This is a genomic window from Dactylosporangium sp. CA-139114, from assembly GCF_050955725.1.
In the GTDB taxonomy this organism is placed as follows: domain Bacteria; phylum Actinomycetota; class Actinomycetes; order Mycobacteriales; family Micromonosporaceae; genus Dactylosporangium.
Map to the genome: position 1 here is coordinate 6,537,246 of NZ_CP192080.1, position 19,733 is coordinate 6,556,978.

Here is a 19,733-nt window from a genome sequence, read left to right on the forward strand (position 1 = left end):
CATCATCCTGGTACAGTGACGGGACAAGAGTCCCATCACTGTGGGGAGCAGTCATGCACGTCTTCATCACCGGCGGCAGCGGCCTCATCGGCTCCGCGGTCGTCGCCGAACTCCTCGGCCACGGCCACACCGTCCTCGCCCTCGCCCGCTCCGAGGCGTCCGCGCTCGCGCTCAAGGGGGCCGGCGCCGAGACCCTCAGCGGCGGCCTCGCCGACCTCGACGTGCTGCGGGCCGGGGCGGCCCGCGCCGACGGCGTGATCCACCTGGCCTTCAGCAACGACTTCAGCAGCGCCGAGGCCGTCGCCCGGGCGGTCGCCGAGGAGAGCGCGGCCCTCGCGGCCCTGGGCGAGGCGCTCGTCGGCAGCGACCGGCCCCTCGTCACCGTCTCCGGCACCCCGGCGGTGCCCGGCCGCGTCTCCACCGAGGCCGACCCGGCGGCGACGGAGGGCCCGGTCGGTGGCCGCGGCCGCTCGGTCCGGGCGGTCCTGGACCTCGCCGGGCGCGGGGTCCGCAGCACGGCCGTGCGCCTGCCCCGCACGGTCCACAACGAGGGCCAGGGCGGCTTCGCGGGCCTGCTGACCGCCATCGCGCGCCGCACGGGCGTCGCGGGCTACCCCGGCGACGGCACCCAGCGGTGGCCGGCCGTGCACGCCCTCGACGCGGCCGTGCTCTTCCGCATCGCGCTGGAGTCGGCGCCGGCCGGCACCAGCTGGCATGCCGTGGCCGACGAGGGCGACGCCGTGCGCGACATCGCCGCGGTGATCGGCCGCCGCCTCGGCCTGCCGGTCGAGTCGGTCCCGGCCGAGTCCTTCGGCCCGCTCGGCCCGATCTTCGCGACCGACCAGCCCTCGTCCAGCGCCCACACGCGCGAGACGCTCGGCTGGGTGCCGGTGCACCCGAGCCTGCTGCAGGACCTGGAGCGGCTGCGGCCCTGAGGCCCGTCAGGCGACCGGGAAGTCGTAGTAGGTGTCCGGGAACGGCTCGTCGGCGAGGGTGTAGTGCCACCACTCCTTCGGATAGTTCGCGAAGCCGCCGGAGGACATGAGACCGGTCAGCAGGTCCCGGTTCGCACGCTGGGCCGCGCTCACGCCCTCCGCCGCCGTGTGCGCCAGGGGGTCGAAGCAGTCGAAGCCGGTGCCCATGTCGATGGAGTCGTCCGGGAACCGCTGGGCCGCCGGGGCGGTGCACGACACCAGCGGGTCGCCGGCGTGGTACACGGGCCCGGCGTGGCCGGGCAGCGCCACCAGCGTCAGGTCGAGCGTGCTGCCCCGGCTGTGCGCGGTCGGGCCGCCGATGTAGCCGTCGTCGAAGAGGGCCGACTTGTCGACCTGCGGGTAGAACTCGGCCTTCATGCGCTGGTCGGCGTCGCCGGACCAGCGGACGAAGTCGTCGACGGCGCGCTGGGGCCGGTAGCAGTCGTAGACCTTGAGGCTGTACCCCCGCGCCCGGGCGCTCTGCTGCACCCGGTGCAGAGCCTCGGCCGCCTGGCGAGTGAGCAGGCACCGCGGCGCGAGGTAGCCGGTGACCGGCCGCCCGACGAAGTTGTGCGGGGTGGCGTAGCGGATGTCGAGCAGGATGCTGTCGTCCACGTCGGTCACGGACACGAAGCCGGGCGGCAGCGGGGCGGACGACGCCGCCGGCGACCCGGCCGGGCTCGAGGCCGGCGACGGGGCCGGCGACGAGGGCGCGGCGGCGCGGGCCGGGGCGGAGGCGGACGGCGGGGGCGCGGACCGGGCCGGGCCGCCGCACGCGGCCAGCAGCAGCACGGCCGTCAGGGCGATGAGCAGGCGCACGGCCGGATTATTCGGGGTCCGCCCCGGTCGATGCGACACCCTCCGCCGCACCCGCCACCCGGCGAACCGCCGCCGCGTTGTAACCATCGCGGCCACTCGCGGGTCCTATCCATATGCGGACCGTGACACTGCTCAGCTGCCTGCTGCTCCTCGCCGCCTGCGCCGCGCCCACGCCGGCCCCCGCCGAGCCGGTCGTCTCCGCCAAACCCGGCCCGCCGAGCCCCACGCCGAGGTGGTGCGGGGAGCCGCAGCTCGACGACCGGCAGGTGGCCCTGCCCGGCGAGCACGGCACCTATCTGGCCGGCTACCTGCTCGGCGCCGGCGACGTCACCCTCGTGGTCGTGCCCCAGGCCGGCGCCACCGCCTGCTCCTGGCTGTCGTGGGCGAAGGAGCAGGCGGCCGCCGGGTACCGCGTGCTCGCCTTCGACTTCACCGGCGAGGGCCGCTCCGGCCGCGCCGACGCCGGCCACGCCTCCGACGACGTCACCGCCGCCGTGCAGTTCGCCCGCACCGGCGCCACCGGCCCGGTGGTCATCGTCGGCGCCTCCCGCGGCGCGACGGCGTCCCTGGTCGCCGCGGCCCGCCTCGACCCGCCGCCGGCCGCGGTGATCAGCCTCTCCGGCCCCGGCGACTACGCCGGCGAGAGCGCCCTGGCGGCGGTGCCGCGCCTGACCGCGCCGGTGCTGTACCTGGCCGCCGCCGACGACAGCCGATTCGCGGCGGACGCCCGGGCGATGTACGACGCGACCCCGGGCGATCGCCGCACGCTCACCGTGGTCCCGGGCCGGTTGCACGGCACGGCCCTGCTCACCATCGCCGCCGAGGGCGCCACCGAGGCGGCGAAGGCCGTGGACGACTTCCTGCGTGCGACCGCCCCGCCCAGGGCCTGACCCGGGGTCACAGCGGCCGCCGGTACACCGAGACGTGCTTGGCGGAGTCGCCCGTGGACTCGGCGAGCTCAGTACACGTCGCGCAGGTAGCGCTTCTCGGCGGCCAGCTGCTTCACGTACGCGGCGGCCGCGCCCTCGTCCATCCCGCCGTGCGCGGCCACGATCTCGCGCAGCGCCGCGTCCACGTCCTTGGCCATCCGTGTCGCGTCCCCGCACACGTAGAAGTGCGCGCCGTCCTGCAGCCACGCCCACAGCTGCGCCCCGTGCTCCCGCATCCGGTCCTGCACGTACACCTTCGTCCGCTGGTCGCGCGAGAACGCCACGTCCAGCCGCGTCAGCACCCCCTCCGCCCGCAGCGCCGCCAGGTCCTCCTCGTAGTAGAAGTCCGTCGCCCGCCGCTGCTCCCCGAAGAACAGCCAGTTGCCGCCCCGCGCCCCGCGCGCCCGCCGCTCCTGCAGGAACGCCATGAACGGCGCCACCCCCGTGCCCGGGCCGACCATGATCATCGGCACCGAGTCGTCGCCCGGGGGCCGGAAGTGCGGCGAGCGCTGCAGGAACACCCGCACGGGCGCGTCCGGCCCCGCGTCCGCGAGGTACGCCGAGCACACCCCCTTGCGCACCCGCCCGGCCCCGTTGCCGAACCGGATCACCGACACCGTCGTCGCGACCCGGGTCGGCGCCAGCAGCGGCGACGACGAGATCGAGTACTGCCGCGGCTGCAACCGCTTCAGCACCCCCACCCACTCGTCCACGCCGGCCTTGACCGCGTGCTCGGCGACGACATCGACGGCCTGCCTGCCCCAGGTGTACTTCGCCAGCTCCCCCTGGTTGTCCGGCCGCAACAGTGTCCGCAGTGGACTGTCGTGCCCCCGCTCGGCGACGAAGCGCAGCAGATCCGGCGTGACCCGGGTGATGTCGAGCCGGTGCAGCAGCGCGTCCCGCAGCTCGACCGGGCCGCCGACATCCACTGTGGACAGGGGGTCGAGGCCGGTCACCTCCAGCCACTCGTCGACCAGATCCGGGCAGTTGACCGGCCACACGCCCAGCGCGTCCCCGGCCGCGTAGCCGAAGTCCGCGTCCACGTCGAACACGAACTGCCGCACCTCCTTCGCCGACCCGGGCCCGCTCAGCAGCCGGTTGCCGCGCAGCGTCGCGGCCACCGCCTCCCCCCGACCCGCCCGGCGCGGCGCCGCACGCGCGGCCGCGACCGGGGCCCGCAGCGCCAGCAGCACCGCGTCGAGCCAGCCGTGGGCCGCGGTCTCGAAGTCGGGCTCGCAGTCGACCCGCGCCGTGAGCCGCTGCCCGCCCAGCTCCGTCAGGCGCGCGTCCAGCCGCCGGCCGTGCCCGCAGAAGTCCGCGTAGCTCGAGTCGCCGAACGCCAGCACCGCGTACCGCCGCCCGTCCAGCCGGGGCGCCTGCGCCTGCAGCGAGTCCCAGAACGCCGTGCCGTTGTCGGGCGCGTCCCCGTCGCCGAAGGTGCTGGTGATGACGAGCAGATCGTTGCCGCCGCCGAGCAGGTCCCCGGCCGCGGCCGTCATCCCGCGCAGGTTCGCCCGCCACCCCTCGTCGGCCAGGCGCCGCCCGACCAGCGCGGCGAACTCCTCCGCGGTGCCGGTCTGCGACGCCCACAGGATCTCGATCGTCCGCGCGGCGCTCTCGACCGGCGCCGCGGGCCGGTGGTACTTGCCGGCCAGGTAGCCGTCCGCCCAGGCCGCGGCCCCGGGCGCGAACGGCGCGCCGGGTGGCAGCCGGGGCACCACCCCGGCCCCGGGCGGGTTCTCGGCGAGCGCGCGCAGGAACCCGGCCAGGTACAGCTGCTCCACCTCGGACAACGGCGGCGGCGAGGCGTCCGCGACGGCGGGGGCGACGGCGGCGGCGGGGGCGACGGCGGCGGCGACCCGGGTCAGGGCGACCGCGCACACCTTCAGCTCCGGCTGGAACGAGATCGGGTCGACCGCGTCCGACGTGACCGCGTTCACCGCCAGCTCCGCCCCGAACACGTCGCTCCAGTGGAACGGCGCGAAGCAGTCGCCCGGCCGCACCCGGTCCGACACGGTCGCCGGCAGCACCGCCCGGCCCCGCCGCGACTCCACCCGCACCGAGTCGCCGTCGGCGATCCCGAGCCGCCGTGCGTCGGCCGGGTGCAGCTCCACGAACGGGCCCGGGTTCAGCCGGTTGAGCTTCGCCACCTTCCCCGTCTTCGTGAGCGTGTGCCACTGGTGCTGCAGCCGCCCGGTGTTGAGCAGGAACGGGAAGTCGTCGTCCGGCAGCTCCGCCGGGTCCAGGTGCGGCCGCGGGAAGAACACCGCGCGGCCGTTCGCGGTCGCGAAGTTCAGCCGCGGCCGGGTGCCGCCGGCGGACTCGCGGACGGGCTGGCTGACGCCGTCGTTGCGGTACCGGATGGGATTGCGGCTCGTCGCCCCGGGCGGGGCGGGCCACTGCACCGGTCCCCGCCGCAGCCGCTCGTAGTCCACGCCGCGCAGGTCATAGCCCGTCTGCGGGTTGTGGAAGCCGCGGATCTCCGCGAACACCTCCTCGGCGCAGGAGTAGCGGAAGGCGTCGCCGTAGCCCATCGCGACCGCGACCCGCGCGATCAGGTCCCAGTCCGCGAGCGCCTCCCCCGGCGGATCGGCGACCGCCGCGACCAGCGTCAGGTTCCGCTCCGAATTGATCATCACGCCGTCGGTCTCGGACCACATCGCGGCCGGCAGCACCACGTCCGCGTAGGCGTTCGTCTCCGTCCGCTCGTACGCGTCCTGGGCGATCACCAGCTCGGCCGCCTCCAGCCCGGCGATCACCGTCGCCCGGTTGCCGACCGACGCGACCGGGTTCGTGCAGATGATCCAGCACGCCTTCACCTCGCCCGCGGCCATGCGCTCGAAGAGCTCGACGGTGCCCTTGCCCACGTCGGTGCGCAGCGTCCCGCCCGGCAGCCCCCACGCCCGCTCGACGAAGGCCCGGTCGGCCTCGACCAGCACCGAGCGCTGCCCCGGCAGGCCGGGCCCCATGTACCCCATCTCCCGGCCGCCCATCGCGTTGGGCTGCCCGGTCAGCGAGAACGGCCCGCTGCCCGGCCGGCAGATGGCACCGGTCGCCAGGTGCAGGTTGACCAGCGCATTCGTGTTCCACGTGCCGTGCGTGCTCTGGTTGAGCCCCATCGTCCAGCAGCTCATCCACTCCCCGGCCCCGGCGATGAGCGCGGCGGCCTCGCGCAGCCGCGCCTCGGGCACCCCGGTGATCGCCGCGACCCGCTCCGGCGGATAGCCGGCCAGGAACTCCGGCATCGCCTCCCAGCCCTCGGTGTGCTCGGCGATGAACGCCTCGTCGATGTGACCGCCCGCGACGAGCAGGTGCAGCAGCCCGTTGAGCAGCGCCAGGTCGGTGCCCGGCCGCACCTGCAGGAACAGGTCGGCCCGGTCCGCGGTCGCGGTCCGCCGCGGGTCGACGACGACGAGCTTCGCGCCGGCCTTGATCCGGTCCAACATGCGCAGGTGCAGAATCGGATGACAGTCGGCCATGTTGGACCCGATGACGAAGAACAGATCGGCCCGGTCGAAGTCGTCGTAGGAGCCCGGCGGCCCGTCCGCGCCCAGCGACAGCTTGTAGCCGCTGCCCGCGCTGGCCATGCACAGCCGTGAGTTCGACTCGATCTGGTTGGTGCGCACGAACCCCTTGGCGAGCTTGTTCGCCAGGTACTGCGCCTCGAGCGTCATCTGCCCGGACACGTAGAACGCCACCGCGTCGGGCCCGTGCTCGTCGATGATCGCCCGCAGCCGCCCCGCGGTGTGCTCGATCGCCTCGGCGACGCTCGTCCCGGCCCGCGGCTCCCCGCGCCCGCGCCGGACCAGGGCCCGCTCGAGGCGCCCGCCCCCGGCGAGCATCTCCGCGCTCGTGGCCCCCTTGGTGCACAGCCGCCCGGCGTTGGCGGGATGGTCCTTGTCGCCGAGCACCTTGAGCACGCGGCGGCGGCCATCGGGGTCCGTCGCCACGTCGAGGACCATGCCGCAGCCGACCCCGCAGTAGGAACAGACCGTGCGGGTCTGCTTCACGCCGTGACGGTACAAACGCTCAGTTACACGCGTGTCACGCGCCTTCGGCTCCCCGGATTACACACGGCCCACATCGAGGCCCCCGCCGATGTGATCCGCCATGGCCGGCTGCGCACGGTACCAGCCGATCTTCTCCCGAATCCGCTCCTGCTCGTCGCGCAGCGCGGCGATCCTCGCCTCGATGTCCCGGTCGTGCTCCTCCAGCAGCTCGGCCCGCTCGGCGAAGGTGCCGTCGCCGCCGCGCGCGAGCTCGGCGTAGCGCAGCATCCGGGCGATCGGCATGCCGGTGTCGCGCAGGCAGCGCAGGATGCCCAGCCAGGTGAGGTCGTCGTCGGTGAAGACCCGCTGCCCGCCGGCGTTGCGCTCGACGCTGTCGAGCAGGCCGATGCGCTCGTAGTACCGCAGGGTGTCGAGCGTGAACCCGGTCCGCTCGACCGCCTCGCGCGGGGTGTACGCCATGTGTCAGTTGTACCCCTCGCCGGACGCGGGCGCGCAAACATGAACAACAGGTGTACGGCAGCGGAACTTTGCGGAGGAGAGCCTCCGCGCACTGTCGCCTCCTGGTCAGCGGCGCGACCATCGGATCGTGACTGAAACGACCGTGGTACTCGTGCTGGTGATCGTGACCGCCCTCGGTTTCGACTTCACCAACGGCTTCCACGACACCGCCAACGCGATGGCCACCTCCATCGCGACCAAAGCACTCCGGCCCAAGACGGCGGTGCTGCTCTCGGGCATCCTGAACCTCGTTGGCGCCTTCCTCTCCGTCGAGGTCGCCCTCACCGTCACCAACGCGGTCGTGAAGATCCAGAACTCCGACGGCACACCGAAGGCCGACCTGCTCGAAGGCGGCGGGTCCGCGCTCCTGCTCATCGTGCTCGCCGGCCTCGTCGGCGGCATCGTGTGGAACCTGCTCACCTGGCTGCTGGGCCTGCCCTCCAGCTCCTCCCACGCGCTGTTCGGCGGCCTGGTCGGCGCCACCATCGCGGGCCTGGGCTGGGCCGGGGTCAACTGGAACGGCAACGGCACGAAGCTCGACGGTCTCGTCGGCAAGGTGCTGCTGCCCGCGGTGCTGTCGCCGGTCATCGCGGGCGTGATCGCCGCGGTGGGCACCTGGCTGATCTACAAGGTGACGATCGGCGTCGCGCAGCGGTTCACCGACAACGGCTTCCGCTGGGGCCAGATCGGCTCGGCGTCGCTGGTGTCGCTGGCCCACGGTACGAACGACGCCCAGAAGACGATGGGCGTGATCACGCTCGCGCTCATCGCCACCGGCGACTGGACCGACACCAGGAACATCCCGTTCTGGGTGAAGGCCGCGTGTGCCCTCGCCATCGCCCTGGGCACCTACGTCGGCGGCTGGCGGATCATCCGCACGCTCGGCAAGGGCCTCGTGGAGATCGCCCCGCCGCAGGGCATGGCCGCCGAGTCGGCCTCGGCCGCGGTCATCCTCGCCTCCAGCCACCTCGGGTTCGCCCTGTCCACGACGCACGTGGCGACGGGCTCCATCCTTGGTGCCGGCATCGGCAAGCCCGGCGCGCAGGTGCGCTGGTCCGTGGCCGGCCGCATGGTGCTCGCGTGGCTGATCACGCTCCCGGCCGCCGCGGTCGTCGGCGCCGTGATGTGGTGGATCGGGCACCTGATCGGCGGCCTGGCCGGCGCGCTCGTGGTGTTCCTGACGCTCGTCGGGCTCGCCGGATACATGTTCTGGCGCTCCCGCAGGAAGCCGGTCGACCACAACAACGTCAACGACGAGTGGGAGCCCACCGCTCCCGAGATGGCCGAGGCGGTCCGCTGATGTCGCACAACCTGCAGTTCGCCCTCCAGGCCGCCTGGCGCGTCCTGCTCGCCGGGCTGATCCTGGGCGCCGGCCTGCCGACCCTGTTCGCGCTCGGCGTGCGCTGCCTCGCCTGGGGCGCCGGCGGCGACGCCGAGGTCCACGCGCGGGGCACCGCGGCCGCCCGGGCCAACCCCGCCGCAACGGTCCTGGGCTGGATGTGCTTCATCGTGGTGCTGCTCGGCGTCGTGCTGGGTATCACCTTCATCGTGGCCAGCGGCTTCGGCAAGGCGCTGAGCTTCGAGCACGTCTATCCGACGATCGTCGACAAGAAGTAGGGGGGATCCGTGGGCGAGTCCCGCTCCAACTTCCTGACCCGCAGCATCGAGTGGCTGCGGGCCGGCTACCCGACCGGCGTGCCGCGCCAGGACTACGTGGCGCTGCTGGGCATCCTGCGCCGCAAGCTCACCGAGGACGAGGTCCGCAAGATCGCCCGCGACCTCGCCGAGCAGTCGACGTCCGACCCGATCACGCCCGAGGACATCGAGGCCATGATCAAGGACGAGGTGCTGCAGACGGCGACCCCCGAGGACGTGGTACGCGTCTCCGCCCACCTCGCCGCCGGCGGCTGGCCCCTGGCCGACCCGCCGACCGAGTAGGCATCGCCGCTCAGGACGCCCGCACCGGCCACCCCGGTGCGGGCGTTCGCGTATGCACTGGTCCACGGTGAACAGGCCTTGTCGACCTCACACGTCCACTCGTCGTCCCAGGCCTCCTCGATCCCGGCGGCGAGGGCCTCGTCCTGCGGGTCGGTCAGCGCGAAGCACACCCCTCGGGCACCCATGGTGATGATCTAGAGCCGCGCCTGTGGTGGGCCTTAAGGAAGCTTTAGAGGGCTTTCGACACGGCCGGGCGCCACCTAGCATCGCCGCGTGTCCTTTGCCGCGTTCCGGGGCCGGCGCGGTGCCGCGGCCGCCCTGGCCGTCGTCGCGATCGTCGTCGCGGCGGTCGCCGTGTACCTGAGCCGGGCCTCCGCCGAGCCGGCCACCGAGTCCGCGAGCGCCGACAGCGCCCTCGCGCCCGCGTCGGCCGCGGCCCCGGCCGATCCGTCCGGCCCGTCCGGCGCGCTGTCCTCCGCGGGCGCCTCGGCGCCCCCGTCGGCCACCGCGAAGACGACGCCGAAGGCGCCCGTGACCGGGTGGGTGCCGGTCGACAAGGCGGCGTGGAAGGCCCAGGCCGACGCGTACAACGTGCTGAAGGCGGACCCGGTCCCGGCCGGCGTGGGCAACCTCGCGGAGTTCCGGGCCGACTGCTCCTACAGCCACTCGGCCGCCGACGACCCGATCGTCTTCCCGGGCCTGCCCGGCTCCTCGCACATGCACTCGTTCATCGGCAACGCGGCCACGAAAGCCTCCACGACCGTCGAGGACCTGCAGCGGTACACGGCCACGTCCTGCAAGCCGGTGCAGGACCACTCCGCGTACTGGGTGCCGACGCTGTACGACAACAAGACCGGCAAGCCCGTGGAGACGACGGGCTTCCGGGTGTACTACCGCTCGATGATGAACACGTCGGCCGGGCAGATGCCGATGCCCACGGGCCTGCGCATGATCGCCGGGGACGCCAAGAAGAGCGTCCCCACCCCGCGGGGCGCCAAGGGCCAGTTCTACTGCGCCTTCTACGGCCCCGGCGACCTCGACGGCATCGCGCGCAGCACCAACGGCAACTGGCCGATCTGCGGCGACGGCGCGACCTTCCACTTCATGCTGCAGTTCCCGGACTGCTGGGACGGCGAGCACCTGGACAGCCCGAACCACAAGGACCACGTGGCGTACGGCTACAACAACACGTGCCCGGCCGACCACCCGGTGAAGATCCCGGCGATCACGTTCGACATCCAGTACGGCGTGAAGGGCCAGCCCGAGGGCTACTACCTCTCCTCGGACAAGGACGGCAAGAGCGCGTCCTCCATGCACGGCGACGCCTTCGTGGTGTGGGACACGGCGACCATGAACAGCCGCACCAGGAACTGCATCCAGCAGCGCCGCACGTGCGACGACTTCGGCTATCAGCGCTGACCGGCTCGCTTCGCTCGCTGCCGGGGGAGACTCCGTCTCCACCCGAACCCCCTCGTCAGCAGGCGCGGCTCCTACCTGCCGACAAGAGGCTAACGAGTGCCGCCTCCCGCGTCTTGCTCGGCCGCGCCGAGGCGCTCGCGCACCCGCGGATCGCCGACTTCTGGCAGGTCGTCGACTACATCGTGGAGACCGATCCCCTGGTGCACGAGCACCACTACGGCCACCGCCCCTGACGTCGGGGTGGGTCAGGTGTCGTACTCACCGCTGTCCCAGGGAGACGAGAACGCCATGTAGTTGCCGGGTTCCAGCTCCACCCACCACGGATCGCCGCCGTCCTCGGTGCATTCGGTGTCCTCGCGCAGCAGGAGGCCGAAGGTCGTACCGAAGCGGTCCACGCTGAAGGGGGCGACCTCGATCCGGCCGTACGTCACCGGGCCCAGCGAGGCCAGGCGCGCGTCGTGCACGGACTGGGCGTGGGCGCGGTCCAGGGTGGCTCGCGGGCCCAGGGAGTCGATGTGGGCCTCCAGGAAGGTGCCGGCGGCATCGAACAGGAACAGGGCCACGAACTCCTCGCCCGGATCGTCGTCGCTCGCGAAGCGGAACGGGGTGGTGAGGAAGAACTGGCGGCCGTCGGCGGTGTGGCCGACGAACTCCGCGTGGTAGTCGTCGTGGTCGATCGCGACGCGGGTCGGAGGTGGAACCGGGGTCATCTCGTGATCATGTCAGGGCGGACAGGCGTTTGGCCAGGAAGGCGCGTTCAGGGTCGTTCGTGACCAGCGACAGCGCGCGGCGGTAGGCGTCGGCGGCCTCGCCGGAACGGCCCAGGCGCTCCAGCACGTCGGCCTTCACGGCCGGCAGGTACTGGTAGCCGGCCAGGCGGTCGTCGGCCTCCAGCGCCTCCAGCTCTCGCAGCGCCGCCTCGGGGCCGTGGACGCGCGACAGGGGCACGGCGCGGTTCAAGGCCACGACGGGCGAGGGCCAGACGGCGAGCAGCTCGTCGTACAACGTCAGGATCTGCTCCCAATCGGTCGACGCGAACGCCGGGGCCTGCGCGTACAGGGCGGCGATCGCGGCCTGCAGCACATAGCGGCCCGGACGGGCGGCGCGCAGGGCCTCAACGATCAGGGCGTCGGCGGTCGCGATCGCGGCCCGGTCCCAGCGCGAGCGGTCCTGGTCCTCCAGGCGCACCAGGCGGCCGAAGTCGTCCACCCGGGTGGCGCGCCGCGCGTCGGTGACCAGCAGCAGCGCCAGCAGGCCGCGGACCTCCGGCTCGGCCGGCATCAGCTCGTGCAGGAGCCGGGCCAGGCGCACGGCCTGATCCGACGGGTCGGCGCGGACCAGGGTGGCGCCCGAGGGGGCGGTGTGGCCCGTCGTGTAGAGCAGGTGGATGACACCCAGGACACCCTGCAGCCGGCCGGGCAGGTCCTCCTCGGCCGGGACGCGGAACGGAATGCGGGCCTTCGCGATCTTCTGCTTCGCCCGGGTCAGGCGCGCGGCCATCGTCGGCTCCGGCACCAGGAAGGCGCGGGCGATGTCGGCGGTCGAGACGCCGCAGACCAGGCGCAGGGTCAGCGCCGGCTGGACGTCCGCGGCCAGGGCCGGATGGCAGCACATGAACAGCAGGCCCAGCCGCTCGTCCAGGACGGGCAGCGGCTCGGATTCGGGGACCGTCAGCAGCGCGAGCTTGGTGCGGTACACCCGCTCACGGCGAACCACGTCGATCGCCCGGCGCCGGGCGGCCGTGGTCAGCCAGCCGACCGGGTTCGCGGGAACGCCGTCGACCGGCCAGGCGACCAGGGCGGCCGCGTACGCCTCCTGCACGCACTCCTCCGCCACGTCCACATCCCGCACGACGCGCACCGTGGCGGCGAGCACCAGGGCCCAGCCGTCACGGTGCGCGCCGGCGACCGCCTCGGCGACGGTCACGCGACGAAGCCGCCCGCGACCGGGCGCACCTCGACGCCGCCGCCCATGCCGAGCACCGGGTTGCCGCCGGCGATGCGCAGGGCCGCGTCGAGGTCGGGGGCCTCCAGGATGTAGAAGCCGGCCACGACCTCCTTCGCGTCCACGAACGGGCCGTCGGTCACCCCGCCGGCGCGCAGCGAGGTCGCCGTCGCGCTCGGCTCCAGGGCGAACGCCGCCTTCAGCGCCCCGGACGCCTGCAGGTCCTGTGCGTGCCGATCGTGCGCCTCCAGCTCGCCCGCGTCCGTCGCCGAGTCCGCCGCGTAGATGAGCACCGCGTACTGCGCCATGATCCTCCCCTATCCGATGAGCCTTGGTACCCACTTGTCGAACGGCCCGCCGGAAATCGACAACCTCAGCCCACCATTTTCAGAGCCCGTCGCAGAGCCGTCGCACGGGTCGCCTCCGTGCGCGCCTTGACCAGCGGGAGAAAGCGCGCATATCGGGTGCTCCGCGACAGTTCCGCACAGGCGTCGGCGAGCCAGGCGTCGAAGCCGGCCGCGTCCAGCCCGAGGCTCACAGCATCTCCAGGCGTACATCGGCAAGTTCGAGGTCCCGTTCACCGTCCTGGACCCGCCCGAGCTGCGGGACTTCCCGCGCGCCCTGGCGGGGCGGTATGTGGACGCCGCCGGTTCGTAGACTGCGGACCCATGCGGGGACGATTCGACAACCTTCACCGGATCAACGCGCTCGACCCGGTCGCGGACCACTTGGAGATCCACCGGCTGACGCTGACCGAGGAGTTCCCCTGGGACATGCGCATGGCCTTCAACCTGGCGTTCAACCGCTCCTTCGCGCTGCCGCGCATCGCCCGGCGGCTGGTGGCGACCGGCGTGATCCTGCGCGCGCCCCGCAAGCGCGCCGATGACACCGGCATCATCATGTACGAGATCCTGCTGCACGGGCCGGACTCGCCGCGCGGGAAGCTCGCGCTGCGGCGGCTGAACGAGGCCCATCGCGGGTTCGCCCTCGACAACGGTGACGGCATCTACGTCATCGCGTGCCTGGTCGTCGTCCCGATGCGGTGGCTGCTGCGGTACGGCTGGCGCGCGCCCGCCCGCCACGAGCTCGAGGCCGCGGCGCTCCTCTACGGCCGGATCGGCCGCCTCATGGGCCTGCGCGACCTGCCCGCCGATTTCGCGGCCTTCGAGGCGTACCTCGAACGGTACGAACGCGAGCACCTGCGCCCCACGCCGGAGGCCGAGCGGATCGAGCGCACGACCCGCGACCTGCTGCGCGCGCGCATCCCGGCCCGGCTGCGGGGCGCCGCCGACGCGCTCGTCGCCGCCCTCTACGACGAGCCGCTGCGGGCCGCCTGCAACGTGCCGGAGCCGCCGCGGTGGGCGCGCGCGGGCCTGCACCTGGCCCTGCGCGCCCGGGCGGTGCGGTTGCGTCTCGGCCGGCCCCGCGCGGTGCCGCTGTTCGCGGACGGCATCGTCACCAGGACCTACCCCGGCGGCTACGACTTGGCGAAGGTCGGCTCCTCGGTACCATCCCAGGCATGCGAGAGCTGACCTCGGACCGGCTGCGGCTGCGGGAGTGGCGCGACGAGGACGCGCCCTTCGTGCTCGACATGGGCTCGCGGTGGGAGGTGCGGCAATACCTCGGCGCCACCCCGCGCCTGCTCACCGACCTCGACGACGCCCGGGCCACGATCGCGCGCTGGCGCGGCCACGACGACGGCGTGCACGGCGTGTGGTCGATCCGCCGCCGCGAGGACGACGCCCCGCTGGGCACGCTCCTGCTGATCGGCATCCTCGCGTCGGGGCCCGACCTGCCGCTGCGGCCGTCCGGCGAGACGGAGATCGGCTGGCACCTGCACCCCGACGCCTGGGGCCACGGATACGCCACCGAGGCGGCGGGGCTGGTGCTGCGCCAGGGATACTTCGACGAGGTCCTGGCCGTGACGTATCCGCAGAACGCCGCGTCGCAGGCCGTGTGCCGGCGGCTGGGGATGCACCATCTGGGGCGCACGGACCGCTACTACAACATGACGTGCGAGCTGTTCTCCACTACCCCACCGCAGTAGGGGAGTCGGGGTCCAGGGCGGCCTCGACCGCGACCGCCTCCAGGCCGCGCAGCAGCGCCTCGGCGTCGTCCGGGGCGATGACGTGGGTGTCGCAGAAGACGATCGCCTGCGTCGCGCCCGGCAGCTCGTCGAGGTGCACGATCAGCGGCTCGAACGGCACGTCCTGCCGCGTGGTCCAGGTGAACACCCCGCCGCCCCGGGCCCCGGCGACGTCGTCGACGCTGGGCACCGGCGCACCCGCGATCGCGGCGTCGTCGCGGCGGTCGTTGAAGTAGCAGGGCAGCTGCAGCCCCGGCCGCTCGGCGACGATCGTCTCCACCAGCGCGTCGAGCCCGGCGGGGTCGTAGTACGCATGCTTGTAGGTGCTCATCGCCGACCGCCGGGCCCGCTCGAACGCCTCGGCGAAGGTGAGCCCGGCGACGTCGAGACGGCAGAGTCCGTACTGCGCCAGCATGCACACCACCCGGTCCAGCCCCGGCCGGAAGCGGTTGTTCACCATCGGCCGCACCACCACCGGATTCAGCCCGGTGACGCGGGCCAGCGCGATGGCGAACACGGCCAGCAACACGGGCGCGGCCGGAACCCCGGTCTGAGCCGTGACCGAGCGCAGCGCCATGCTGAGCGCCGGCGACTGGAACTCCCCGCGCCAGTGCCGCGGCGACTGCGGGGCGCGCGACTCGGGGTAGCGGCGCAGCGGCATCTCGCGCAGGATCGTCTCCCAGTGCCGCAGCGCCATCGCGTGCTGCCGCTGCCCGGGCGCGGAGGCCTGCCAGCGGGCCTGCTCGAGCGGCTGCAGGTCGGGCACCGGCAGCTCGGGGCGCTTGTCGAGCTCCTCGAGCAGCACCCCGGCCCCGAACCCGTCGGTCACGAGGTGGCACATGACCACGACGAGGTGGGTGTGCTCGCCGCCGCGCCGGACCGCCGCCATGCGGATCGGCCAGTCCCGCTCGAAGTCGAACGGGTCGTGCTGCAGCTTGAGCCGAATCCGCTCCGGGTCCGCGTCCTCGTAGACCTCGAGCGCGACCTCGCCCTCCTTCGCCACCACCTGCCGGGCCGCCCCGTCGGGCCCGAACCGCAGCCGGGTGCGGGCGGTGGGGAAACGGCTCATGAGGTACCGCAGCCGCTGCTGAATCTCGGCGAGCGTGGTCCCTTCGGGCAAGGGCCCCCACGCGCCGTTCGGAATCCAGGACTCCTGCCGCACCATGGCGCGGTAGATGTCCTGCTGCCCCCAGGACAGCTCGCCCTCGCCGGCCCCGTCACCGTCGAAGGCCACCATGTGCCGCTCGGTCATCCGCCCCACCCCTCGATCGGAGAGACTGGATGCTAACCACAGCACAGATCATGACCACATCGGTACAGCGACCGATGTGCTGCTCAGCTATTGCCGGGCGAGACTTCGTCGCCCGCTCGCCGCGCCCGCTACCGCGTGAGCCGGGCAGCGAGGAACTTCGGGGCCATCTCGGCGTAGCTGTCGGGCGAAGCGAGCCGCAGACACAGCGGCGGGGGCTCCTCGTGAGAGCCCCCGCCGCCGCGCAACCTCAGCTGCCGGAGGTGAACAGCTGCCGGATCTCGTCCGCGCTCAGCGCGCGGTCGTACAGGTGGACCTGGTCGACGGTGCCGTCGAGGTAGTCCACCGCGTTGCCGCCGAACTTGCCGCGCCCGATCACGGTGTTGCCCGTCGGGCCGGCCTGGGGCATGCAGGCGCTCGCGGTCCCGGCCAGCTCGCCGTCGACGTACAGGCGCAGCTCACCCTTCACCGTGTCGCGCACGCCGACCAGGTGGTACCACTGGCCCACGTTCGGCTTCACCGGCGCGAGGGCCCGCACACCCGCGAAGCTCATCGCGAAGCGCTGGTCCGCGCCGGAGTACTGCAGGTAGAAGTCGCTGTTCGAGGGCCCGTCCTGGCTGACGATCGTCTGGAAGGCGCCGTCGGCCTTGTCGAGCTTGACCCACGCCGCCGCGGAGTAGTCCGAGGCGGTGTTCAGCAGCGGCTTGCCGGCGTCGATGTACTGGTTCGAGCCGTTGAGCGACACCCCGTTGCCGTTGTGGCCGGTGACGAACGCGGCCCCGCCGACGAGCGTGGCGTCGTTGTGGCCGGCGGCGTCGGCCGCGACCGTCCCGGACGCCTCGTCCAGCGGGTAGAACACGACGCCGGTGAGGCCGGGGGTGCCGGGCGGCGGCTGCGGGAGGTTCGCCGCCGAGCCGTCGGCCTCCTTGATGATCTTCTGGTTGATGGCCTTGACCTGCTTGAGGTCCATCTTGGTGACCTGGCGGTCGTAGGTGAAGAAGCCGTTGAGCTCGGCCTCGACGTCGGTGATCTGGGTGTAGATCGAGCCGCTGATCCCGCACGACTTGGCCGAGGTGATGACGGCCTGCTGGTTCTCGACGTACTTGCGGGTGAGGGTGGCCGAGTCCGGCTCCATCTCGTAGGCCTGCCCGTCGCCGAACCACATGTGGTTGGACGTCTTGAGACCGAACCCGCCGTGCTCACCGTCGATCGCCACCCGGTTGCCCGACGGCGACGGCGAGGCCGGCCCGAGGTACTGGTGGAAGTCGATCACATCGCCGCGACCTGAGTCGCCGTGGGAGTTGCAGCAGTTCACGCCACTGTGGGCGTCGACGAGCCGGGTCGGGTCCTGGGCCTTGACGTCGTCGGCGATGCGGCCCGTGGCGGCACGGTCCCACTCGCCCCAGCCCTCGTTGAACGGCACCCACGCCACGATCGAGGTGAACGAGCTGTGCTCGCGCACCATCTCGTGCAGCTCCGACTCGAACTGCCCGCGCCACGCCTCCGGGATCGGCCCGGTGTTCGCGGCCGGCATGTCCTGCCAGACCATGAGGCCGAGCTTGTCGGCCCAGTAGTACCAGCGGTCGGGCTCCACCTTGATGTGCTTGCGCACCGCGTTGAACCCCATCGCCTTGTCCTGCTCGAGGTCCCACTTCAGCGCGGCGTCGGTCGGCGCGGTGTAGAGCCCGTCGGGCCAGAAGCCCTGGTCCAGGTTCGCGAGGTTGAACAGGATCTTGCCGTTGAGCGTGATCCGCAGCTTGCCGTCGGCGCCCGGAGCCGTGCCGATCTGCCGCATGCCGAAGTAGGAGCCGACGGTGTCGACGGTCTTGTTGCCGTCGAGCAGCGTGACCTGCAGGTCGTAGAGGAACGGGTCGTCGGGCGACCAGAGCTTCGGATTCGGTACCGGCAGCCGCAGCTCGGTCCCGGCCGCGCCCGTCACCGTGCCGACGACCTTGCCGCCGTTCTTGGCGACCGCCTTGACCTTGAGGTTCGTCCCGCCCGCGACCGTCGCGGTGAGCTTGAGCGCGCCGCCGGCCACGTCGGGCGTGGTGGACAGGCCGCTGATGGAGGCGGCGGGGACCGGCTCCATCCAGACGGTGCGCCAGATGCCGGAGCTGCCCTGGTAGAAGATCCCGTGGTCGGAGCTGCGGCGCTGCTTGCCGATGGGCTGGCCGGTCGCGTCCGTGAGGTCCTCGGCCCACACGATGAGCTCCTGCGGCCCGGTGCCCTGCAGCGCGTCGGTCACGTCGACGTCGAAGCCGTCGTACCCGCCCCGGTGCGTGGCCACCTGCGTGCCGTTGACGTAGACCTTGGCGTCGTAGTCCACGGCCCCGAAGTGCAGCTGGAGGCGCTGCCCGGCCCAGGCCTTGGGCACCGTGAAGGTCCGCCGATACCACATGCGGTCCTCGTGCCGCTGGATGCCCGAGAGCGCGGACTCGATCGGGTACGGCACCAGCACCCGCTCCCCGAGGCTCTGCCCGGTGGGGACGGCCTGGTTCACGCCGGCGCGGGAGAACTCCCACACGCCGTTGAGACTCTGCCACTTGTCCCGGGTCAGCTGCGGCCGCGGGTACTCCGGCAGCGCGTTGTCGGGCCCGACCTTGCTCGTCCACTTGGTCGCGAGCGGCGGGATGCCCGCGTGCCAGGCGGGTGTGTTGTCCGGCGGCGGGGCGGCACCCGCTCCGGCCGGGATGGCGAGCACGGCCGCGAGCGCGGCGGCGCCAGCGGCCATGAATTGGCCAAGTCGTCTGTCCAGTCTTCGCATGGCGGGGTGCCCCTTCGACGTTGGGGAGCGGTGAAGAGCGCACTCATCTGAACAAATATCCTCAGCAATCGTCAAGAGTGGCCGGTAACTACGTTCCAATCGAACACATTCACACAAGCAGCGCACGGTACCCTGGCGCGATGTCGGAGCATGACATCGAGGATCTGGTCCACGCATCGATCCTCATCCTGGACCGGATCCGGCACCCGCGGCTGCGCGACTGGTGCACGACCCTGTACGCGTTCCAGCGCACCCACGACTGCTCGCACACCATGGGACGGGTCGAGGACATCCTGCTGCGGTGCGGGCACACGTACCGCTTCCCGCTCGACGGCTTCCCCGAGTACGCGCACCTCACCGACGAGTTCACCGAGCTCGGCGAGTACGACGAGGAGGACCCCGACGAGGGGGTGCAGGACGGCTACGTGCGCCCGCCGTGGCTGTACTGCGAGGCCGGCACCCGCATGTGGCGGCGGATGGTCGACGAGGGGCGCCTGCGCGGGGCCGACGCCCAGCCGCCCCGCCCGGCCGGGCTCATCGACGTCGTGGCGACGGTGGCCGAGGCGGCCGAGCGCGACGGCGACGTCGAGCTCATCGCGATGTGGTGGGGCCTCGGCCACCAGACGCTCGTCGGCGGCACCCCATTCGGGCCGGAGGACCTCGAGGAGATCCCGGCGGTGCGCCGCCTGCGGGAGGTCGTCGAGCGCTGCGGCGCCTACGCCTTCGCGCTTCCGGACGGCTTCCGCCCGACGCAGGCCGAGCTGGAGACGCTGGACGACGAGCTCGAGACGTGGTGGTACCGCATCCCGGCCTGAACGGTCAGCGGTGCCGGGCCGGGCGGTGCCAGGCGCGCTCGGCCTCGGCGTGCCACCAGGCCGGCGGCGACGGCCCGGCGATCCGCGACGTCGGCTGGTCGGGGTGCAGCCCCACCCGCCACAGCGCCGCCGCGTCGACCCGCACGTCGTAGGTGCCGTGCCAGGTCCCGGAGGCGTCGGTGCCGCAGGCGAGCCCGATGCGCACCTCGTCGCCGGCGAACGGCATCCAGTCGATGCCGCGCTCGCGCAGTCAGGCCCGCAGCGCCGCGACCGGCCGGGGCGCGCCCG

19 protein-coding genes are annotated in these 19,733 nt (G+C 72.8%); 9 read left to right on the forward strand and 10 right to left on the reverse strand.

Translation table 11 applies throughout. The features are described 5' to 3' along the window. Positions 1-53 precede the first annotated feature (53 nt). Positions 54-935: an SDR family oxidoreductase gene (locus tag ACQP2P_RS29000; RefSeq protein ID WP_433606045.1), complete on the forward strand. Its 882-nt coding sequence runs from the start codon at positions 54-56 to the stop codon at positions 933-935. Positions 936-941: 6 nt separating this feature from the next. On the opposite strand, the gene ACQP2P_RS29005 is transcribed toward ACQP2P_RS29000, so the two are convergent. Next, on the reverse strand, positions 942-1,793 hold the full coding sequence (locus ACQP2P_RS29005) for a M15 family metallopeptidase (RefSeq protein ID WP_433606047.1): 852 nt from the start codon (positions 1,791-1,793) through the stop codon (positions 942-944). Between the two features lie 113 nt (positions 1,794-1,906). Between ACQP2P_RS29005 and ACQP2P_RS29010 the strand changes: the two genes are divergently transcribed. Continuing rightward, complete coding sequence (locus tag ACQP2P_RS29010) at positions 1,907-2,683, forward strand: alpha/beta hydrolase family protein (protein ID WP_433606049.1); 777 nt, start codon at positions 1,907-1,909, stop codon at positions 2,681-2,683. A gap of 68 nt (positions 2,684-2,751) precedes the next feature. On the opposite strand, the gene ACQP2P_RS29015 is transcribed toward ACQP2P_RS29010, so the two are convergent. Together ACQP2P_RS29015 and ACQP2P_RS29020 are read right to left on the reverse strand one after the other, a co-directional pair. Next, a complete protein-coding gene (locus ACQP2P_RS29015; RefSeq protein WP_433606051.1) occupies positions 2,752-6,732 on the reverse strand; it encodes a molybdopterin-dependent oxidoreductase in 3,981 nt (1,326 codons plus the stop codon). 57 nt (positions 6,733-6,789) lie between these two features. Beyond that, a complete protein-coding gene (locus ACQP2P_RS29020; protein WP_433606053.1) occupies positions 6,790-7,191 on the reverse strand; it encodes a MerR family transcriptional regulator in 402 nt (133 codons plus the stop codon). 127 nt (positions 7,192-7,318) lie between these two features. Here ACQP2P_RS29020 and ACQP2P_RS29025 point away from each other — a divergent pair, with 127 nt between their 5' ends. The 4 genes from ACQP2P_RS29025 (at position 7,319) to ACQP2P_RS29040 (ending at position 10,587) form a co-directional block, all read left to right on the forward strand. Beyond that, the gene (locus tag ACQP2P_RS29025; RefSeq protein WP_433606054.1) at positions 7,319-8,530 is read left to right on the forward strand and encodes an anion permease; all 1,212 of its coding nucleotides are present in this window, start codon (positions 7,319-7,321) and stop codon (positions 8,528-8,530) included. Beyond that, on the forward strand, positions 8,530-8,847 hold the full coding sequence (locus tag ACQP2P_RS29030; protein WP_433606056.1) for a hypothetical protein: 318 nt from the start codon (positions 8,530-8,532) through the stop codon (positions 8,845-8,847). Before ACQP2P_RS29025 ends, ACQP2P_RS29030 begins: the two co-directional genes overlap by 1 nt. A gap of 9 nt (positions 8,848-8,856) precedes the next feature. Beyond that, positions 8,857-9,168 carry a DUF3349 domain-containing protein gene (locus ACQP2P_RS29035; protein WP_433606058.1) on the forward strand — a complete coding sequence of 104 codons (312 nt, stop codon included), beginning with the start codon at positions 8,857-8,859 and terminating at the stop codon, positions 9,166-9,168. Positions 9,169-9,441: 273 nt separating this feature from the next. Then, positions 9,442-10,587, forward strand: coding sequence for a DUF1996 domain-containing protein (locus ACQP2P_RS29040; protein ID WP_433606060.1), 1,146 nt, complete (start codon positions 9,442-9,444; stop codon positions 10,585-10,587). 245 nt (positions 10,588-10,832) lie between these two features. Here the strand turns inward: ACQP2P_RS29040 and ACQP2P_RS29045 are convergent, their stop codons facing one another. The 4 genes from ACQP2P_RS29045 to ACQP2P_RS29060 all read right to left on the reverse strand — a co-directional run bounded on the left by ACQP2P_RS29045 (position 10,833) and on the right by ACQP2P_RS29060 (position 13,069). After that, positions 10,833-11,297: a hypothetical protein gene (locus ACQP2P_RS29045; RefSeq protein WP_433606062.1), complete on the reverse strand. Its 465-nt coding sequence runs from the start codon at positions 11,295-11,297 to the stop codon at positions 10,833-10,835. Between the two features lie 7 nt (positions 11,298-11,304). Further along, positions 11,305-12,462, reverse strand: coding sequence for an RNA polymerase sigma factor (locus tag ACQP2P_RS29050; protein ID WP_433619312.1), 1,158 nt, complete (start codon positions 12,460-12,462; stop codon positions 11,305-11,307). Between the two features lie 47 nt (positions 12,463-12,509). Next, on the reverse strand, positions 12,510-12,839 hold the full coding sequence (locus ACQP2P_RS29055) for a YciI family protein (protein ID WP_433606064.1): 330 nt from the start codon (positions 12,837-12,839) through the stop codon (positions 12,510-12,512). A 65-nt stretch (positions 12,840-12,904) separates the two neighbouring features. After that, positions 12,905-13,069 carry a hypothetical protein gene (locus ACQP2P_RS29060; protein WP_433606066.1) on the reverse strand — a complete coding sequence of 55 codons (165 nt, stop codon included), beginning with the start codon at positions 13,067-13,069 and terminating at the stop codon, positions 12,905-12,907. A gap of 130 nt (positions 13,070-13,199) precedes the next feature. Between ACQP2P_RS29060 and ACQP2P_RS29065 the strand changes: the two genes are divergently transcribed. Together ACQP2P_RS29065 and ACQP2P_RS29070 are read left to right on the forward strand one after the other, a co-directional pair. Next, on the forward strand, positions 13,200-14,063 hold the full coding sequence (locus ACQP2P_RS29065) for an oxygenase MpaB family protein (protein WP_433606067.1): 864 nt from the start codon (positions 13,200-13,202) through the stop codon (positions 14,061-14,063). Continuing rightward, positions 14,051-14,578 carry a GNAT family N-acetyltransferase gene (locus ACQP2P_RS29070; protein WP_433606069.1) on the forward strand — a complete coding sequence of 176 codons (528 nt, stop codon included), beginning with the start codon at positions 14,051-14,053 and terminating at the stop codon, positions 14,576-14,578. Before ACQP2P_RS29065 ends, ACQP2P_RS29070 begins: the two co-directional genes overlap by 13 nt. On the opposite strand, the gene ACQP2P_RS29075 is transcribed toward ACQP2P_RS29070, so the two are convergent. Next, positions 14,562-15,869, reverse strand: coding sequence for a condensation domain-containing protein (locus tag ACQP2P_RS29075; RefSeq protein WP_433606071.1), 1,308 nt, complete (start codon positions 15,867-15,869; stop codon positions 14,562-14,564). The two genes, ACQP2P_RS29070 and ACQP2P_RS29075, sit on opposite strands and share 17 nt — an antisense overlap. Positions 15,870-16,116: 247 nt before the next feature. Then, positions 16,117-18,597, reverse strand: a complete 2,481-nt coding sequence (locus ACQP2P_RS29080; protein ID WP_433606073.1) for a LamG-like jellyroll fold domain-containing protein — start codon at positions 18,595-18,597, stop codon at positions 16,117-16,119. A 173-nt stretch (positions 18,598-18,770) separates the two neighbouring features. Here ACQP2P_RS29080 and ACQP2P_RS29085 point away from each other — a divergent pair, with 173 nt between their 5' ends. Further along, positions 18,771-19,445, forward strand: a complete 675-nt coding sequence (locus ACQP2P_RS29085; protein ID WP_433606075.1) for a hypothetical protein — start codon at positions 18,771-18,773, stop codon at positions 19,443-19,445. A gap of 4 nt (positions 19,446-19,449) precedes the next feature. Here ACQP2P_RS29085 and ACQP2P_RS29090 read toward each other — a convergent pair whose 3' ends face one another. After that, a complete protein-coding gene (locus ACQP2P_RS29090) occupies positions 19,450-19,671 on the reverse strand; it encodes a hypothetical protein (RefSeq protein WP_433606077.1) in 222 nt (73 codons plus the stop codon). Positions 19,672-19,733 lie beyond the last annotated feature (62 nt).

Bases quoted from the DNA above. Each gene is read 5' to 3' on its own strand.
- ACQP2P_RS29080 (WP_433606073.1), bottom strand. From the start codon at position 18,597: ATGGCCGCTGGCGCCGCCGCGCTCGCGGCCGTGCTCGCCATCCCGGCC.
- ACQP2P_RS29010 (WP_433606049.1), top strand. From the start codon at position 1,907: ATGCGGACCGTGACACTGCTCAGCTGCCTGCTGCTCCTCGCCGCCTGC.
- ACQP2P_RS29070 (WP_433606069.1), top strand. From the start codon at position 14,051: ATGCGAGAGCTGACCTCGGACCGGCTGCGGCTGCGGGAGTGGCGCGAC.
- ACQP2P_RS29000 (WP_433606045.1), top strand. From the start codon at position 54: ATGCACGTCTTCATCACCGGCGGCAGCGGCCTCATCGGCTCCGCGGTC.
- ACQP2P_RS29045 (WP_433606062.1), bottom strand. From the start codon at position 11,297: ATGACCCCGGTTCCACCTCCGACCCGCGTCGCGATCGACCACGACGAC.
- ACQP2P_RS29085 (WP_433606075.1), top strand. From the start codon at position 18,771: ATGTCGGAGCATGACATCGAGGATCTGGTCCACGCATCGATCCTCATC.
- ACQP2P_RS29075 (WP_433606071.1), bottom strand. From the start codon at position 15,869: ATGACCGAGCGGCACATGGTGGCCTTCGACGGTGACGGGGCCGGCGAG.
- ACQP2P_RS29030 (WP_433606056.1), top strand. From the start codon at position 8,530: ATGTCGCACAACCTGCAGTTCGCCCTCCAGGCCGCCTGGCGCGTCCTG.
- ACQP2P_RS29055 (WP_433606064.1), bottom strand. From the start codon at position 12,839: ATGGCGCAGTACGCGGTGCTCATCTACGCGGCGGACTCGGCGACGGAC.
- ACQP2P_RS29020 (WP_433606053.1), bottom strand. From the start codon at position 7,191: ATGGCGTACACCCCGCGCGAGGCGGTCGAGCGGACCGGGTTCACGCTC.
- ACQP2P_RS29090 (WP_433606077.1), bottom strand. From the start codon at position 19,671: ATGCCGTTCGCCGGCGACGAGGTGCGCATCGGGCTCGCCTGCGGCACC.
- ACQP2P_RS29065 (WP_433606067.1), top strand. From the start codon at position 13,200: ATGCGGGGACGATTCGACAACCTTCACCGGATCAACGCGCTCGACCCG.